The organism is Streptomyces sp. NPDC101393 (assembly GCF_044767385.1).
GTDB lineage: Bacteria > Actinomycetota > Actinomycetes > Streptomycetales > Streptomycetaceae > Streptomyces.
In genome coordinates this window covers 120022-137156 of sequence record NZ_JBIWNU010000003.1, presented here as the reverse complement: position 1 = coordinate 137156, position 17135 = coordinate 120022, and the positions used below count along the sequence as shown (strand labels likewise).

Annotated in this window: 14 protein-coding genes; 6 read left to right on the top strand and 8 right to left on the bottom strand. The window is 69.0% G+C overall.

The window, feature by feature from the left end; translation table 11 throughout:
- Positions 1–91: 91 nt before the first annotated feature.
- Both ACIRQ7_RS10510 and ACIRQ7_RS10505 read right to left on the bottom strand, forming a co-directional pair.
- Positions 92–472, bottom strand: coding sequence for a hypothetical protein (locus tag ACIRQ7_RS10510; RefSeq protein WP_404261525.1), 381 nt, complete (start codon positions 470–472; stop codon positions 92–94).
- Positions 473–1254: 782 nt separating this feature from the next.
- Positions 1255–1893, bottom strand: a complete 639-nt coding sequence (locus ACIRQ7_RS10505; RefSeq protein ID WP_404261524.1) for a CGNR zinc finger domain-containing protein — start codon at positions 1891–1893, stop codon at positions 1255–1257.
- Between the two features lie 17 nt (positions 1894–1910).
- Here ACIRQ7_RS10505 and ACIRQ7_RS10500 point away from each other — a divergent pair, with 17 nt between their 5' ends.
- The gene (locus tag ACIRQ7_RS10500) at positions 1911–2603 is read left to right on the top strand and encodes a haloacid dehalogenase type II (RefSeq protein ID WP_404261522.1); all 693 of its coding nucleotides are present in this window, start codon (positions 1911–1913) and stop codon (positions 2601–2603) included.
- A 129-nt stretch (positions 2604–2732) separates the two neighbouring features.
- Here the strand turns inward: ACIRQ7_RS10500 and ACIRQ7_RS10495 are convergent, their stop codons facing one another.
- From ACIRQ7_RS10495 to ggt, 4 genes are all read right to left on the bottom strand, one after another.
- On the bottom strand, positions 2733–3254 hold the full coding sequence (locus ACIRQ7_RS10495; protein WP_404261521.1) for a cupin domain-containing protein: 522 nt from the start codon (positions 3252–3254) through the stop codon (positions 2733–2735).
- A 393-nt stretch (positions 3255–3647) separates the two neighbouring features.
- A complete protein-coding gene (locus ACIRQ7_RS10490; RefSeq protein WP_404261519.1) occupies positions 3648–4277 on the bottom strand; it encodes an alpha-ketoglutarate-dependent dioxygenase AlkB in 630 nt (209 codons plus the stop codon).
- A 189-nt stretch (positions 4278–4466) separates the two neighbouring features.
- A complete protein-coding gene (locus ACIRQ7_RS10485; RefSeq protein WP_404262286.1) occupies positions 4467–5072 on the bottom strand; it encodes a GPP34 family phosphoprotein in 606 nt (201 codons plus the stop codon).
- A gap of 580 nt (positions 5073–5652) precedes the next feature.
- Complete coding sequence (ggt, locus tag ACIRQ7_RS10480; RefSeq protein WP_404261517.1) at positions 5653–7497, bottom strand: gamma-glutamyltransferase; 1845 nt, start codon at positions 7495–7497, stop codon at positions 5653–5655.
- Between the two features lie 256 nt (positions 7498–7753).
- Between ggt and ACIRQ7_RS10475 the strand changes: the two genes are divergently transcribed.
- On the top strand, positions 7754–8269 hold the full coding sequence (locus tag ACIRQ7_RS10475) for a hypothetical protein (protein WP_404261516.1): 516 nt from the start codon (positions 7754–7756) through the stop codon (positions 8267–8269).
- A gap of 64 nt (positions 8270–8333) precedes the next feature.
- Here ACIRQ7_RS10475 and ACIRQ7_RS10470 read toward each other — a convergent pair whose 3' ends face one another.
- Positions 8334–9584 (bottom strand): NAD(P)/FAD-dependent oxidoreductase, encoded by a 1251-nt coding sequence (locus ACIRQ7_RS10470; RefSeq protein WP_404261514.1) that lies wholly within the window; start codon positions 9582–9584, stop codon positions 8334–8336.
- A gap of 882 nt (positions 9585–10466) precedes the next feature.
- On the opposite strand from ACIRQ7_RS10470, the gene ACIRQ7_RS10465 reads away from it, so the two are divergent.
- The 3 genes from ACIRQ7_RS10465 to ACIRQ7_RS10455 all read left to right on the top strand — a co-directional run bounded on the left by ACIRQ7_RS10465 (position 10467) and on the right by ACIRQ7_RS10455 (position 14300).
- Entirely contained in the window at positions 10467–10682 is a 216-nt protein-coding gene (locus ACIRQ7_RS10465) for a DUF6243 family protein (protein ID WP_030988248.1), read from the top strand.
- Positions 10683–10986: 304 nt separating this feature from the next.
- Entirely contained in the window at positions 10987–12228 is a 1242-nt protein-coding gene (locus tag ACIRQ7_RS10460; protein ID WP_404261512.1) for an acetyl-CoA carboxylase biotin carboxylase subunit family protein, read from the top strand.
- Positions 12229–12269: 41 nt separating this feature from the next.
- On the top strand, positions 12270–14300 hold the full coding sequence (locus tag ACIRQ7_RS10455) for a hypothetical protein (protein WP_404261510.1): 2031 nt from the start codon (positions 12270–12272) through the stop codon (positions 14298–14300).
- Between the two features lie 284 nt (positions 14301–14584).
- Here ACIRQ7_RS10455 and ACIRQ7_RS10450 read toward each other — a convergent pair whose 3' ends face one another.
- The gene (locus ACIRQ7_RS10450) at positions 14585–15214 is read right to left on the bottom strand and encodes a TetR/AcrR family transcriptional regulator (RefSeq protein WP_404261509.1); all 630 of its coding nucleotides are present in this window, start codon (positions 15212–15214) and stop codon (positions 14585–14587) included.
- A gap of 78 nt (positions 15215–15292) precedes the next feature.
- On the opposite strand from ACIRQ7_RS10450, the gene ACIRQ7_RS10445 reads away from it, so the two are divergent.
- Positions 15293–17086 carry an amidohydrolase gene (locus ACIRQ7_RS10445; RefSeq protein ID WP_404261507.1) on the top strand — a complete coding sequence of 598 codons (1794 nt, stop codon included), beginning with the start codon at positions 15293–15295 and terminating at the stop codon, positions 17084–17086.
- The last annotated feature ends 49 nt before the right edge of the window (positions 17087–17135 follow it).

The following is a 17135-nucleotide window of genomic DNA, read 5'->3' as shown; positions in this document are numbered from 1 at the left end:
TGCGGGTGGTGCTGTGGACGCGAAGTCCACCGGTGGGGCAGGGACACTGCGGGTGCGATCGCCCCGCGGCTCCCGATTCGGCGGGTGTGGCTCACACGCTGGGGCTCTTGAGCCGGGCGATCATCTGACCCTCGGCCTCAGCGTTTGCCACGTGCTGCTTCAGCATGGATTCGTTGAAGTCCTCGTCGGCCGCGTGGTTGTTCGCCATGTTCGTCAAACCGCCGCCAACTTCCTGGAGCTTGGCCGCAAGGTGACCCATCGACTCGTACATCCCGTCCCGAAGGCCTTCGTAGACGACACCGAACTTCTCCCCGAGGTCATCGTCGCCCCAGGGCGGGGTGTCCTGGCCCTCAAGCCCGGTCAGTCCGCTCTGGAGCTTGTCGACCAGCGACTGGAAGGACTTCCCGACACCGTCGAAGTCACGGCCGCCCGTGCGCAACGACCCTATATCGGCCTTCAGCCCGTCTCCCACGAATCGCCTCATGTCTCAGGAGGTGCAGCCGCTCGCGCGGCGCAGATGATGGAACGTTCATCAATAAAGTTAACTGAGTTTCAAGACGAGTGCGGTGACGGGAACGTTGCAGCCGCGGCGCAACATTCTTCGGATACGCGGGCCCGGCGCCGGCCCAACGCGGGCCCCGGGAAGGCCAGAAGAGGGCAGATGGGAACGGAAGAGACAGAGGAGGTCAGAAGGGGTTCGGGGCGTCGGCAAAGGAGCACAGTGGACATTCTGAAGCAGTGCTTTTGCGGGGCTGACGGAGGGGTACCGGCCGGATCGGCGGCGCACTGCCGCCGTGGGCAGGTCGACGGCGGCCACGCCTCGTGCGAAGGCGGCTCCGACTTCGGGCGGAGACGCTGAATTGCGCGCCGACGCGTTCCGTCCGTCCCGGAGGCAGCAGCGCCCGTCGCGGGCCGTGGTCGAGACGGGCCGTAGGTCCGGTGCGATTCGGGGAGTTTCCGTCGCGACGCGGGGAGTTGTGGAGCCAGGTGTGGATTCGGTTGTGGAGTCTCCATCTCTCGAAATCTCTCGAAGCCGCAGCGACCCCAACAGCCCACTCCGCGCGCCTCGCCCGTGGCGCCGCGGATTCAGGCAGCCCCCCGATCGGGCGCGCCAACTGCAGTCCTGCTGCTCTTACCGGTGTTCTTCGATGACGTGAGCCTCCGCTGTCGGGGAGGGAGACGGAGGGAGGGGGCCGGCTGCCGACGGAACGGGCTCGTACGACCCTTGATGTCAGGTGGTTCCCAGGGAACGCGTCAGATGGTTCCCTCGGGCCGGCGCTCCTCGGCTGTGGCCGAAGCGCGTCTGCGAGCTCGATATGCCGCGGCCTTGATGCGGTTGCCGCACTCGTCCATTCCGCACCAGGTGCGCCGGGCGCCGCGCGAGCGGTCGAGATAGATGCGGGTGCAGTCGGCGCGACCGCACTCCTTGAGGCAGGCATCGGGATCGGCGAGCACGGCGATGCCGCTTCTCGCTATGTGGGAGAGGGCCGCCCGGAGGTCTCCCGACAGGTGCTGCCCGGCGTTACTGAGCTTGATCGTGGGCACCGGCCCGGCGGCCGTGTCGTTGACGATCTCAAGGCTGTCCGGATCGAAGGGCCGGGCGAGCACGCGATCGAGAGCGAGTCGGTAGATCGCCTCTCGCAGGGACAGCGCGGACTCGAAGGTGTCGGCATCGGCGGTCACAGGGGCGGGGAGCGCGTCGCATTGGGCCACCCACCGCTCAAGGTCTGCGGGCCCGGTCAGGGCGTCGAGGGGATCGTCCCGGCGAGACCTCACGGTGCCGGTCAGATCGAGGGCCGGGTTGCCACTCACGAAGGCGAAATCCACGTCACCATCTTGACCGGTGACGTTGGCGGTGACAAGGTCGTCACCTGTTGAGCTGGTGACGACCATCACGGACAGGGGAGCGCATGGCCGAGATCCGCGACATCGAGGTCGTCGTCTTCGATGTCCTCGGCACACTGGTCGACGAACCCGGCGGACTTCGGTCAGCAATTCACGACGCGCTGCCCGCGTCCGACGAGGCGTCAATCGACGAGCTGCTCGCCATCTGGCAGCAGCATCGCGAGATCGAGGAGCAACGCATCGGGCAAGGGCACCGCGCGTACGTCCACACCGAGGTCATCGACGCGGAGGCCGCTCAACGGGTGGCCGACCGTGCCGGACTCACCGACCCGGCGGCCATCGCCCGGCTCGCCACGGCGGGACGGCGCTTGCCTGCCTGGGGCGATTCTGTCGCCGGACTCGACCGGCTCGCGCGACACTTCCCCGTGCTCGGGCTCTCCAACGCCGGCCGCACCGCTCTGCTGCGACTCACCGCACATGCCGGGCTGCGCTGGCACCAAGCCCTGTCCGCCGAAGCCGTCCAGGCCTACAAGCCGGCGCCCGAGGTCTACCAACTCGCCATCGATGCCGCCGGCTGCCCACCGGAACGCGTGCTCATGGTGGCCGCCCACGCCTGGGACCTTCGCGCAGCTCAGGCACGAGGCATGCGGACCGCCTACGTCCAACGACCGGGCGGCGATCCGCCGACGCGCTCCGATGCCTTCGACGGTCGGTTCAACGCACTGGACGAACTGGTCACCGCGCTGACGGCGAGGTAACCGTTCCGGTCCGCGGCCTGCCGCGCCGGCAGGACCAGTGCCGGATCGAGTACGCCGCACCCTTGCGGACCACAGCGGGCACCGGCGCGTACGCAGCTCCGCAGCGCCGGCGAGTCAGTGCTTGAGCGCTCACTTCTCGGTGGGCGGTTCCTCGTCGAGCACGTACAGCTCCGGCAGGTTGACGACGATCGCTTCCTGGGTGCTGCGCGCGATGACCACGACCGCCTCCTCGTCGGGGCTCGGATTCTCCTCGCGGTGCGGGACGTAGGGCGGGACGAAGATGTAGTCGCCGGGCGCGGTACGCAGGCGGATCTCCTCCGGGCTGCCGGTGGAGTCGTCCAGGAAGACGAACTCCGGGTGGCCCTTCACGACGTGGATGGCCGTCTCCGAGGCGCCGTGGTGGTGATTCGACGACGCGGTCTCCGGAGCGACATGGGTCTGCCCCATCCAGATCCGCTCCGATCCGACGGAGCTTCCGCTGATCGCCGCGAACCGCCGCATGCCGCCGGTCTGCGCGGTGCCGTCGTCCAGGGCATCACCGCGGATGTGATGCAGCCTGGCGCGGAGCGGAAGGGACGAGTCGCGGTCGGGAAGGTCGGGGTGGAACGCGTCGTTCTTTGAGGATGCGGCGGGGTCCGGGTGTGAGGCCATGGGAGTCCTGCTCGTCGTGGACGGGCCGGCGGCGGCCGGCGTGAATGCGGCGGATGCGCGCCGGTGTTGACGCTGATGGCGGTCGTGGGCCGTGACATCCGGCGCGCGGTCGGCACGGGACATGCACAAGATCTTTGAGCGGACCGTAGAGAGCCGGTCGAATGGATGTCAAGATGCGCCCATTGCGGCCACGCCGGGCATTTTGCTCGTTCGGTGGGCCCACGTGGACGGCCCTTTCGGTCGGCCTCTTCAGGCCTTCCGGGGCAAGGCCGAGGAGGGGAGACGGATACGGCCCCCCCGCCCCTTATCCGTACGACGGGGCCCGCTGGTACGCGGTTTCGTGAAGGGTGTGGCCGCGCAGTCGCGGGCCGGGGCCCCGCAGCGGACCGACCGTCACTGCACTCCCCGGGGCCGGAACTGGATGCTGATACGTCCTCCGGCGGCATGGGTCGACTTCGGAATGGCGTGCTCCCAGGTGCGCTGGCAGGAGCCGCCCATCACGATCAGGTCGCCGTGTCCGAGCGGGCGACGGACGGCCTCCCCACCGCGGCGCGGGCGCAGCAGCAGGTCTCGGGGCGCTCCCACGGAGAGGATGGCGACCATCGTGTCCTCGCGGGCACCCCGGCCGATGCGGTCGCCGTGCCAGGCCACACTGTCCCGTCCATCGCGGTAGAGGCACAGCCCAGCCGTCGTGAACGCCTCGCCGAGCTCGGCGGCGTAATGCGCGGAGAGAGCTTGTCGCGCCTCGTCGAGAACGGGGTGCGGAAGGGCTTCGCCGGCGCCGTAGAAGGCGAGCAGGCGCGGCACGTCCACGACCCGTTCGTACATTTGCCGGCGCTCGGCCTTCCACGGAACGTCCGTCGCCAGCCGCTCGAACAGCACATCGGCGCCACTGAGCCAGCCCGGCAGGACATCGATCCATGCTCCGTCGCCCAGGACCGTCCTGCGGACCCCGTCCAGCGGACCCAGGCGCACATCATCGCCCTGATCGAAGAGCGATCCCTGGAGCTGGTGCGTTGCCATGCGGCAAGTGTAAACCTGAATCGAACGCGTGAGCTAATGCGTGGCGTCGTGCAACCTGCCGTGGAGGGCGGAGGGCGGAGGGCGGAGGGCGGAGGGCGGAGGGGAAGTGGGCGTGAGTGGGCGGTGCATCGCGGTCCGGGCCCAGATGTAGGTGACGCCGTGCGGCCTGCCTTCTGGCCCGGCTGCGGCTCATTCGCCCCGCCAGACGTTGTCGAAGGCAGCCTCCTCGATGGCTCGCCGTTGCCGAACGGCCTCCAGCTCCATCAGGGCGTTGTGGACGCCGGCCAACACAGTCGTCACCGCGTCGTCGTTCATGCTCGGCGCGTCGCTGCCCTCCTTGCCGCGGACCCCGACGGCCGTGCCAAGGGTCGTGAGGACGGGCTCCTCCGTCGCCCAGCGCTCCGTCGCCTGACGGCGGGCGGGCGAATCGGCGAGCACCATCTGACTGCTGCGGAAGGACAACTTGCGACGGGCGGGCCGGGTGAGCTGTCCTTCCGACTCGAGCGCGGCGACGTAGGCAGCTGACAGGTCGCGCCCTCTGCGCCACAGCCAGTCGTCGATCGACTCGTATGGTGATTCCCGGACGAGCGACGACGCGGCGTCATCCAACAGCCGGTCCGCGATCGTCGGCCGGTAGCCCGGCACGATGCGCTCGCCGTCCAGTGTGACGGCCTGGGCGTCGAGGAGGTCGATGAGCTCGGCTCCGGCGAGCGCCAGCGACAGGTCACCCCGCTCGACAGGACGACTGGGCGCCTTGTCCATGGCGACGATCAACAGGTCCCGTGCGGTGGTCATGGTCATGAATGGCTCCACGTCAGAGGAGCCGCAGCGACGTCGTGTGCAGCCGGCGGTCCTCAGGTCCGGCCGGGCACCCCGCGCCGGAGTTCGGTCACTTCTCGGGTGACCGGGGCACAGGATCGGCTCGTCAAGGTGGTTGCGCGTGCGGTGTCGCGCCCCGTCCCTTCGGGTACGCCTCGCGACCCGTCACCAAGCGCTCCCGCTGACAAGCTGCGAGCGCTCCCGCTTACGAGCTTACGGAGCGGGAGCGTCCACTGCATCCCACGTCGGCCCGGCCTGCCGGGGAGCCGACCTCGACGGTCGCACGAACGGGCTGACACAGGGGCTGACCTGCGAGTATGCGCGCCGCTTACGGGCTGCCGCTAATGGGCCGCCGCTTACGGGCCGTCCCCGGCCGCAGCCCGGGGCGGTGAGCCGGACGCACGCGCCGATGGCGCCGATGAGCCGAACGTCCCATCGTGCCGCTGTGCGTCCGCCCCGCCGCCCCGCCGCGCCGCTGTCCCACCGCCCCTCCGCCCCGGGGTCACGCCACGTCCGTGGTCAGGGGCAGGGGATCAGGTTCGGGACCATGGTGGGCTCAGGGCGACTCCTTGAGCACCATGGCCGAGCCGCCGCCGCGCCGCTGGGGCTCGGCCACCGCTGAGATCCGGCCGTGCGGCAGGAATTCCAGGGCGGCCACCGCCCCGATCTCCGGTGAGGGGGTGAACGCCTTCGGGGCGAGCACGAACCGGTGCCCCATGCTGTCCAACTTCTTGCGTTCGGGAGAGCGGAGGAATGCCGGTTCGGCCTCCGTCACGGCCTGGTTCCGCTGCGAGATGCGTGGCGCGGCGACCGCCTCGGGCAGTGACATGCCGAGGTCCAGCCGGTTGACCAGGGTCTGCAGCACGGTGGTGATGATCGTGGCGCCGCCCGGCGAGCCGACGGCGATCGTCGGCTTGCCGTCCCGCAGGACGATCGTCGGAGACATGCTGCTGCGCGGGCGCTTGCCGGGGCCGGGCAGGTTCGGGTCCGGCGTCCCCTTGGTGAGCGGGGCGAAGTCGAAGTCGGTCAGTTCGTTGTTGAGCAGGAATCCGCGTCCGGGCACGGTGATGGCCGAGCCGCCGGTCTGCTCGATCGTCAGGGTGTAGGAGACGACATTCCCCCAGCGGTCCGCGGTCACCAGATGGGTGGTCGACGGCCCCTCGTGGGGTTGCTTGTTCCCCGTCTTCAGCTCGCATGCCGCGTCCGGGTGGCGGGGGTCCGCGGGAGCCAGCGGGCTCTTCAGCGCCTTGTCGGAACGGATGAGGCAGGCCCGGCTCTTGGCGAAGTCCTTGGAGAGCAGGGGCTTGGTGGGCACGTCGGAGAAGGCCGGGTCGCCCACCCAGCGGTTGCGGTCGGCGAAGGAGATCCGGCTGGCCTCCAGGTAGTGGTGCAGGGCCTGGGTCCGGTCGGACTTCGAGAGGTGGAAGTTCCCCAGGATGTTCAGGGCCTCGCCCACCGTGGTGCCGCCCGCCGAGGACGGGCCCATGGAGTAGACGTCCAGTCCGCGGTACGCGGTCCGGGTCGGGTCCCGGCGTTCGGCTGCGTAGTCGGCGAGGTCGCGCGCCTTCATGAGGCCGGGCCGGGCCTTGTGGTCGGCGCCGGGGGCCATCGGCGGCTGCCGGACGGTCCGCACCACATCCCGCCCGATGGCGCCGTCGTACAGCGCGCCGGTTCCCTTGCGGGCGAGCTGCCGGTAGGTCCGGGCCAGATCGGGGTTGCGGAAGCGTGTGCCGACCACCGGGAGTTCGCCCTTGGGCAGGAACAGGTCCGTGGTGGACTTGAAGTCGCGGAAACGCTTCTCGTTCATGGCCGTCTGGGACCGGAACTCGTGATTGACCACGAAGCCGTCGTCGGCGATCCGGGTGGCCGGGCGCAGCGCTTTCGCGAGGGAGACGGTGCCCCACTGCTTGAGGGCCTTCTCCCAGGTCGCCGGGGTACCCGGGACGCCCACCGACAGGCCCGAGTTGATGGCCTCGTCGGTGTCGAGCGGCTTGCCGGTCCCATGGTCGAGGAAGGAGTCCGAGCGCATCGCGGCCGGCGCCGTCTCCCGGCCGTCGATGGTGCGTACCTTCTTCGCCTTGGCGTCGTAGTAGACCATGTAGCCGCCGCCTCCCACTCCTGCGGAGTAGGGCTCGACCACGCCGAGCGCGGAGGCGGTCGCCACCGCCGCATCCACCGCATTGCCCCCCTTGCGCAGCACTTCGAGGCCTGCCCGGGAGGCATACGGATTGACGCTGGACACCGCGCCGCCACTGCCTGTGGCAACGGCCTTCTTGGCGGGCGGCTTCAACCCGGAGGCCGCGGCGGCGGGTTCCGTGCCGGGGCTGCAGGAAGTGGCGAGCAGGGAAAGGCCGAGTGCAACCGCGGACGCCGAAGCGACAGCGGTACGACGGACAGCCATACGGCCTCCACGTTTCACTGTGGTGCTTGCAAGGGATTTCCGAACCCTGGCACCGTTCGAGCCCCGGATCAACGCTGAGCTGCAAGGTTTGCGCGGGATCTGAGGTTTCCGCTCGGTAACCGCTCAGGGCGGGGAGGCCGGGTTGCTGCGGTACGACGGTCGGTGGCCGCCGTGCCGATGTCCCTCGGCCACCCCGGAAGGGCACTCGCTCCGCGTCGGGGACGTCCTGGCGGTTGCGGCCGAGCAACTACGGCGCTTGGCAGGCCAGTTGGCTGCTGCGGGCCACAAGGAAGCGATCGACGCGATGATGCCGAGTTGCGGGCCGGACCCCAGTGGCTCCCGAGCGCCCCGCACGTACCGCAGAGGCCGGCTCGCGGGCAGCGGTGGGCGGCTCGCGGGCAGTCGACGACCCCGCAGGCCGTCGACTACGGCGGGGTCAGAGGTCCCGCAGGCAGAGGCCATCGCCGTCGCCATCTACGGCGCCCTGCTGACCACGTTCACCGCCTCGAAGATCACCGACAGTGTGCACCGAGCCGCGGGCCCCGGCGCCGAACCGCACGAGATCGCCGACCAGGTCTCCACCGGCAAGATCACCGAGGCCGCCGCCCACGCTCCCGCCGCCGACCGCACCGACTTCGCCCACAGCCTCATCACCGGCTACGACGGGGCATTGCACACCATGCTCTGGGTCCTCGTCGCGGTCGGCGCCGTCCTGACCGTCCTGGTCGTCCGCCTGCTGCGTCCCACCACCGCCACCGCACCGACCACCTGACCGCGCCTCGCCGGCCGCCGCCGCGCCGAAGCGACCCGTACCCGCCCCGGCCGATATCCCCGAATCAGCCGGAGCCGTCGGGCCGCCGGAGAAGGTCTGTCAGGGGCACGTCGGTGTCGGCGAGTTCGTTTGCGTCGACCGCCTGCCCGGAGGTGACGAGGTCGCGGATCGGGTCGGTGACGTCCCAGACGTTGACGTTCATCCCGGCCTGTACGCGACCATCGGCGAGCCAGAATGCGATGAACTCGCGGGTGTCGGTCCGGCCGCGGAAGACGACCTGGTCGTACGCGTCGGGTTCGACGTAGCCGGTGTACTCCATGCCCAGGTCGTACTGGTCGGTGAAGAAGTACGGAACGCGGTCGTACGCGACGTCCTGGCCGAGCATCGACTTGGCAGCGGTCTTGGGCTGGTTGAGGGCATTGGCCCAGTGCTCGACGCGGATGTGCTTGCCGAGTAGGGGATGGAAGGCGTGGGCGACGTCCCCCGCGGCGTAGATGTCCGGGTGGGAGCTGCGCAGGTGGGCGTCGACGCGGATGCCGTTGCCGACCTCCAGGCCGGCGGCTTCGGCGAGCCCGCTGTTGGGGGTGATGCCGACTCCGACGATGACCGCATCGGCGTCGACGCGGCTGCCGTCGGCCAGCAGCACGCCGTTCGCCCTGCCGTCGGCGCCGGTGATCTCTGCGACCTGGACGCCGCAGCGCAGTTCGACGCCGTGATCCGTGTGCAGACCGGCGAAGATCTGGGAAACCTCGCGGCCCAGCACGCGCAGCAGCGGGAGTTCCGCGGCCTCCAGGACCGTGACCTCGAGACCGGCCTCCCTGGCGGCGGCAGCGGTCTCCAGTCCGATCCATCCGGCGCCGATCACCACGACCCGGGACGCGGACCCGAAGGCTTCCTTGATGCGGTCGCTGTCGGCGAGCCGGCGCAGCGTGAGCACCCCGTCGAGGTCGGCCCCGGGCACCGGAAGCCGGCGAGGCGAGGAGCCGGTGGTCAGGAGCAGCTTCGCGTAGCCGACGCGGCTGCCGTCGGCGAGCGACACCTCATGGGCGGCCGGATCGATCGCGGTGACCGCGGTGCCCAGCCGCAGGTCGACGTCGTTCTCGGCGTACCACGGGGAGGGATGGACGTAGACCGTTTCCCGTTCGTCCTTGCCCATCAGGTAGCCCTTGGAGAGCGGCGGCCGTTCGTAGGGGCGCTCGTTCTCCTCCCCGAGAAGGGCGATGGGCCCGTCGAATCCCTCTTCCCGGAGAGTCTGAGCTGCCTTCGCGCCGGCGAGGCCGGCGCCGACGATCACGAATGCTGTGTCAGGGGCCATGATCTCTCCTCTGCTCCGCGTCGGCCCGGACCGCGAGGCGATGGTGGCCTCAGCGATCCGGTCCCTGCCGGCGGCGAGGCCATCGTCGATCGCGGCGGTGCCCTGCGGGCGGTTGGTTCGTTTCCGCTGTGCCTGCGAGCGTGGTCATCAACGGTTGACCACCGGGCTGCCCGGTCGGCGGCGGGTGCATCGGGCGGCCGGGCGCTCGGCGTGCAGTTCCGCCTCCGGCTCCTCGATCGGCTCGTTGCCGGAGGCGGTGAATTTGCCGACGCCATCGTCTCCAGCACCCGCACCACGTTGCCGTAGGACACTCCGACAGCCGCGAGGTCGTCCGGCGAGGTCGTCCGCGAGGTCGTCCTCCAGGGACGTCTCTCCCATGCCTGCTGGGATGCCGCATGGGTGCCGTGGAGGGTGTCGCCTTGGATGCGGCCGTGGTCGGGGACCGTGCACGGGGTCTGCTCCGGCATGGTGCCGACCACTCAGGCGTTACCGGTCAGTGCCGGCAACTGGGAGACGCACGGCGGTCCGTGCTTTCGTCCGAGCGGACGGGATGAAACCGCCTGACAGGCAAAAGCCCAGGTCAGGCGCTTTATCGGCAGGACCTTGGAAGAATCCCGGCTTCTTCGGTGAGTAGCTCACCAGCAAGCTCTTCGTCTGCTGGCGGTACAGCGCAGGTACTCCGCTGACCTGCGGTTATGGCAGCCATGGGGACCTTGTTGGTGTGCGGGGCCGACGGAACCGGGTAACGTCTTTGTCATGTTCTTCCAGATGCTGATTTACGAGTGAGCGCGTGACGGGCCGCTGCTGACGTCCTTCGATGTCGCCGCCCGTCCCCCACCGACGAATCCGTAGATCACTTCACATCATTTACCGGGAGAACCCATGACCGTGAGCAAGAACATCAACAACCCCGTGGGCATGGGCGGCGGCCAGCGCAAGAGGCTGTCCCGCGCCGAACGGCAGAACAACGGTCCGCACCGCAACCTCGACCGCCAGGGTGCAGCCGACCAGAAGGCGGAGCTGGTGCGCAAGATGCGTGAGAAGGCAGGCGCAGCTGAGGGCGCAGGGCAGGCGGGCGACGACACCGCACAGAGCTGACGCACCGCCGCCGCAGGGCGGCACCGCACGGGGCAGGGCCCGGACCGCGACGCGCGGGACGGGCCCTGCTGCCGTACCGGGGCTCTGGTGGGCGGCGGGATGACGAGCGACGGGAGTGATACGCGTGAAGGTCGTGATCGAGGCGGCCGGGGGAGGCGTATCCGCATGAACATGCCGTCTCCGCCCCTGCGGGCAGGAATGAGGTGCGTGCGCGTGGGCACGAGCTGCTTGCGAGGCAGATCGCCGGGCACGGCCGTGCTGGTCACGTCGTCGATGAGCGCAAGCGTCGAAGGAGAAATGGTCTATGACACAGGGCGAACCGGTCACCAGGAATCCGGACAAAGGCTATGTAGCGCTTCTTGGCTGGAGCCTCAATGCGGTGGAATCCCTCGACCGGTTCGATCGGAGATACGTCGTCGTGGCGCCGGAGTGGGCCGAGAAGTACTGCGTCGAGCACGACATCCCCTACTTGCCGTGGGATTTCGAACGGCTCAACGACCGCTCCTTGGAAATCGCCGAGACTCTTCAGAACGAGGGTGTCGACGTCGCGATCCCGCTGTTCGAGGAAACGGTGGAATGGGCAGGGGCGATCAACTCCGTTCTGCTGGACAACCCGCGTCTGTACGGTAAGGCCATGCTGCTGCGGGACAAGGCGCTGATGAAGCGCCGCGCGCAACTCGGCGGCATCCGGGTCGGAATATTCGAGGAAGCCCACGACCGGGACGACGTGATCCGCTTCCTCAAGCGCGTCAATCAGACCCTGCTCAAGCTGGACGGCGACCCGAACGACCCGATCCACCTCAAGGCGTTCGACAAGGCAGGATGCCTCGGGCACCGCGTCATCCGCACCCCGGACGAGGTCGACATGATTCCGGAAGAGGAGTTCCCGGTTCTCATGGAATCCCACCTCGATGGCTGGGAGTTCGCGGTCGAGGCGTGGGTGCACAACGGGAAGATCAAGTTCCTCAATATCTCCGAATACGTCACGCTGGGATATTCGGTGTTCGTGCCGGCAACCCCGCAACTGGAGCAGTACCGCCCGCAGATCACGGCACAGATCGAGAAACTCATCAAGACGTTCGACATCGAGTTCGGCTTCGTGCACCCGGAGTATTTCGTCACCAGTGACGGCGAAATGTACTTCGGCGAGGTCGCGTACCGTCCGCCGGGCTTCAAGGTGTTCGAACTGCTGGAGCGGGCATACGGGTTCAACGCCTACCATGCGCTGGTGCTGGCCTTCGACCCGAAGACGACCGAGGAGGAGATCGACGCCTTCTTCCCGCGCGAGGTCGTCGACGCGTCCGGGGTCGCCGGCTGCTTCGGTGTCTACCCGCGCCGCCGCGTCGTCAGCAGCCTGGAGATCCCGGAGGAGACCGAGGACGACGACTACTACGAGTCGCACGACCTCTCGACGCCGCTCGAGGAGACTGTCACCAAGAGGACCGCGTTCGGCACCCACTGGGGCCTGGTGTACTTCTTCGGTGACGACCCCTACCGGATGCGCGACCTGTTGAAGAAGCAGGAAGAGCTCGACTTCTACGTCTGACGACACCGTGGACGCAGGAGACCAACCCGAGGGAAAAGCCTTTGAAACCGACCGTCGACGTCAGCGGTGAGGTCACGACGCTGGACAAGCGCGTGACCTCACTCGACGACGCCATCCAGGCCATGACCGAAACCCGCGACTTCGGCAAGCACACGAAGCTGCGGCGGGTCCTGGAAGCCCTGCGGCGGGTGCTCATGCAGCCGGGCGGCCCCGCGGCGGTCCAGGCCAGGGCGCAGGCCCTTGAGGAGGCCGGGCTTTTCCAGGGGACGGACTGGGCCTCACCGGAGATTCTTGTCCCGGCGCTGGTCAGCGGGACCCTGCACAGCGCAGACGCGGACACTGTTGTCATGGAGGCGACCAGCGAGCTGCGGATGCTCGCCGTCGCCCGTGGCGACTTCGGGCACCCGACGTTGCCCGCCGAGGACGCCCGCCAGTTCCTGTCCCAGGTACTGGCAACGAACCTGGAGTTGTTGTTCACCCCGCCCAGTGAGGCGGAGCGGACCCAGCAGGGCCGGACCGCACAGCTCATCCGGGACCTCTTCCGCCACCTCGCCGACGAGATCGGTTACGACAGCGTCCTGGACAACCTGGTCGACGAGATCTGGCGGATCCTGCGCCAGCGTCCGATCCAGGTCGAGGCGGTGCAGTCCTTGATCACCCGGATCGAGGTCTACCGCAACGACCCGGACATCGATCTTGGCGTGTCGTCAGGGCAGGGCATCGACCGGCTCATCACGAGCCTGTTCGGCACCACCGAGGCGTGCAGGGAGGACCCGGGCATCGAGGTCTTCCGGTCCCGGCTCGAGGCCATGGACGCCGGCGGCCTGCAGTACGAGGCGACGGGGTTCGCGCGCGCGATGCACGACACAGGTCTGGTGTCGCCCTACCACGCGGAATTGCTCCGGTTCCTGCTGCGCGAGAGCGACTACCTCATCGGCGAGGCGCTCGGGCTGTCCGACACCGGCCGGAACTGCCTGCTGCGCTACAGCCAGCTGGTGCACCGGCTGATCGAGGTGGCCGTGCACCCGCAGACCGCGCAAAGCGTCTACGGGCTGGCGCTGCTGCTCGACCGCGGCATCCTGTACGAGGCGCCGGTGGTGCCCGCGTTGTGGCGCCAGTTGGCGCTTGAGCTCGCCCCGGTCGCGCGGGAGCGGTTGACGACGGTTTTCGGCGAGGTGCCGGGGCCGCAGGCGCGGCTGGTCGCGGGGGTGCTCTCGATGCTGGGCCAGCCGCTCGGCGTCGGTCAGGGCGACAACCCCACCTGTCAGTCGGCCCGCGCGCTGTCGATGTGGGCCTACAACGACCCGGACTACCTGCTGCAAGTGGTGGTCTGCGCGGCCCGCGACGACGAGATCCTCATGCACTTCGAGGGTCAGCCGATCTCGTCGAAGGACAGTGAGAGCGGAGTCGCGAGCACGCTGCCGATGGACCTGGACCCCGTGTCGCTGCTCGTGGTGCCCCACTTGGACCGGATCTACGCCGAGATGGGGCGGCGCTGCGCCACGCGGCCAGGGGACCCGCACCGGTGGGTCAACCCCGAGTTCCACGGCTGGTGGGCGGCCCGCGGGTTCCACATCAACGTCGACGTCGCGACCGGAAACCTGATCGACCTGGACGATTTCCTGCGGCAGTTCCACGCTAGCTATCACCCGTCCTACAACGGCGATCAGCCGCTGATCCATCCACAGCCGGCCGGCGCCGCCGTCACCGACAGCGCGGGCCGCTACGTCGGCTGGCACGCGATCACGATCCTGCGGGTCGCGCCGGACCCGCAGGACGTCATGCGGGTGTATTTCTTCAACCCGAACAACGACAGCGGCCAGGACTGGGGCGACGGCGTCGTCGTCTCCACCGCGGGAAACGGCGAGCGGTTCGGCGAGGCCTCACTGCCGTTCGACCAGTTCGCCTCGCGGCTCTACATCTTCCACGCCGACCCGCTCGAGCACGGCGAACCGGAGAAGGTGCCCGCCGAGGACGTCGCGCGGATCATCGGCTACATCGAGCGCAGCTGGGGCAACGACCGGCTCCCCGCGGGGACGCTGCAAGCCGCTGAGAGGCCGACGAGCCTGTGAGCCCCGTACTCCAGAGGTAGATCCTGAAGAGCCCGATAACGCCGCGGAGCGCGTGCCGGCGCCCGGACGCTGACGGAATGGATCGCTCACCGAGGCCGGTCCGGCTCACCTCGCGCACCGAGTTCGTAGAGGGCGACACGGTGAGGCCGGGGCGCAGACGCGCTCCCGGCTCCCGTGCGCGAAGTGCCGGACGCTGAGCGCGCTGCGCCACGGTGGCCCCGTAGAAATGGTTGACGGGCCCACGCACCCCGGTGAATACTCACGCCACCGAACTTAAATGAGATTCAGGTTTGTGCGGCCGGGGGCGGGTGCAGGTCCCCGGAGGCACGGGTGAGCGCGGTCCGCACGGCATCCGTACGGTCGAGCCGCCCGATCAGCACATGCACCGCCAGCCCGTCCAACAGCGCGTTGAACGGAGGCAGGAACTCCTCGGCGGTCACCGGGCGGAAGACCCCGCTCGCCGCACCGTCACGGATGATCGCGGACAGATCCCGCATCCACCCCTTGTCGAGCCCGTCGGCCGTCCGGCTCATCTCGTCGTTCTCCACCGCCCGCAACCACGCCTCCAACCAGAGCTTCCATGAGACGTCGTGCCTGCCCGAGGGCAGGTAGAGGCTGACGTACCGCTCCAACCGCTCACGAGGATCGGCGACCCCCGCCAGCTCCTGTGTCCGGCGCTCGGTCAGCTCCCGCTCACTCCAGCGGAAGGTCTCGGCCAGGATGTGGTCCTTCGAGGGGAAGTAGTACAGGACCCGCGCCGGGCTCATCCCTGCCCGCTCGGCGATCTGCTGGACCTGGATCTCCCCTACGGGCCGCTCCGCGATCAGCGCGAGCGCGGCCTCGACCACCGCACGGCGCGCCTGCCTGCCGCGCTCCTGCGTTCTGCCGCCGCCGCTGCCCTGGCGCTCAGCCATGCACCAATTCCCCTTCACCCGTTCCCCCGTCCACCCGTTCGTTCATCGCATCTGGAGGAGAGTCCTGTGGAAAGTCCCGTGGAGGGTAACCCGCGACGTCGTACCGTGCTGGCGGCTGCCGGCGCGGTCGCGGCAGTGGCCGCCGTCGACAGCTGCTCCGAGCCCGCCGCCGAGAGCCACCAGCCGGCCGACCTCGTGCTGACCGGCGGTTACGTCCACACCGTCGATGCCGAGGACAGCGCGCACCAGGCGCTGGCCGTCAAGGACGGCAGGATCGTCTACGTCGGCACCGCCAAGGGGGCCTCCCGCCATATCGGGAAGGGAACAAAGGTGATCAAGCTCGGCGGCCGTATGGTCATGCCGGGCCTCCACGACGGGCATCTGCACCCGATGTCGGGCGGCCAGGGGCTGCTCGGCTGCGACCTGAAGTACGCCCCGCTCACCGTCAAGGAGCTCCAGGAGAAGATCCAGGCGTATCTGGACAAGACGAAGGCGCAAGAGCCGGACGGCTGGGTGCAGGTGGAGCACTGGTACCTCCAGGCCATGCGACCGGAGGGCACCACGCTGACCAAGGCCGACCTCGACGCCCTGGACACCGAGCGGCCGATCGTCGTGAAGTCCAGCGACGGCCACACCACTCTGGTCAACAGCCGCGCCCTGGAACGCACCGGCATCACCTCCAAGACCGACGACCCGGGTGGCGGCCGCATAGCGCGTGACGACAAGGGCGAGCCGACCGGTGTGCTGGAGGACGACGCGGGCGACCTCATCGCGCGGAAGATCCCCGAGCCCTCCGCCGGAGAGAACCTGAAGATCGCCCGCACCGCCCTGGCCGCCCTGGCCGAGCAGGGCGTGACCACGTTCATGGACGCCATCGCCTCGGAAGGAGGGCTCCGGGCCTTCAGCACCCTCGCGGACCAGGGCAAGCTCACCGCCCGCGCACACTTCGCCGCGCCGGTCAATGTGGACGACAAGGACCCGCTGAAGGAGCCGACCCGGCTGCGCCGCGCCTTCGACAGCGGAGACCGGATCACCGCTCGGCCTCGTATCACCGTCCGGAACACGAAGCTCTTCCTGGACGGTGTGCTCCAGCACCCCGCCCAGACGGCCTCGCTGCTCGACCCCTACCTCGTGCACCGGCACGACCACTGGGTCGCGGGAAAGAAGAAGGGCGAGCAGTACTGGGAGCAGGAGAAGCTCAACGACACAGTTCTGAAGCTCGTCGACGCGGGCTTCGACCCCCATATGCACGCCATCGGTGACCAGGCGGTACGTGCCGCCCTCACCGCTTATGCGGGGGCACGCGAGGCGGGGCACAAGAGCAACCGCCTCACCGTGGCGCACGCCGAACTCGTCAACCCCAAGGACATACCGCGGTTCGGCAGGCTCGACATCGTCGCGGCCATGGGCTTCCACTGGGCCAAGCCCGCCCCCGACTCCGTCGACTCCGTCAGGCCCTACCTCGGCGCGAAGCGCTGGGCCCACTACGAGCCCGAGGGCGAGATCAACGAGAGCGGCGGGCGCATCTCCCTCGGGAGCGACTGGCCGGTCGATCCGCTCGACGAGTGGACCGCGATCAAGACCGTGATCACCCGCACCGCCGCATCCGACAGCCCGTTCGCCGAGCACGGCACGATGACACCGCACCAGCGGCTCAGCCGCGCCACGGCCCTGCGCGCCGCCACCATCAACGGCGCCTACCAGTTGCGGCAGGAGAAGCACACCGGGTCCCTGGAGAGGGGCAAGTTCGCGGACCTGATCGTGCTGGACCGCAATGTCATGAAGGTCCCCGCGGAGGAGATCGCCAAGACGAAGGTGCTGTTGACGATGGTCGGCGGCGAGATCGTGCACGGCAGCGCCGAACTCGACTGACACCGGAAGGGCTTGTGGGCTTGTGGCCCGGTGGGCTCACGAGCCCTTC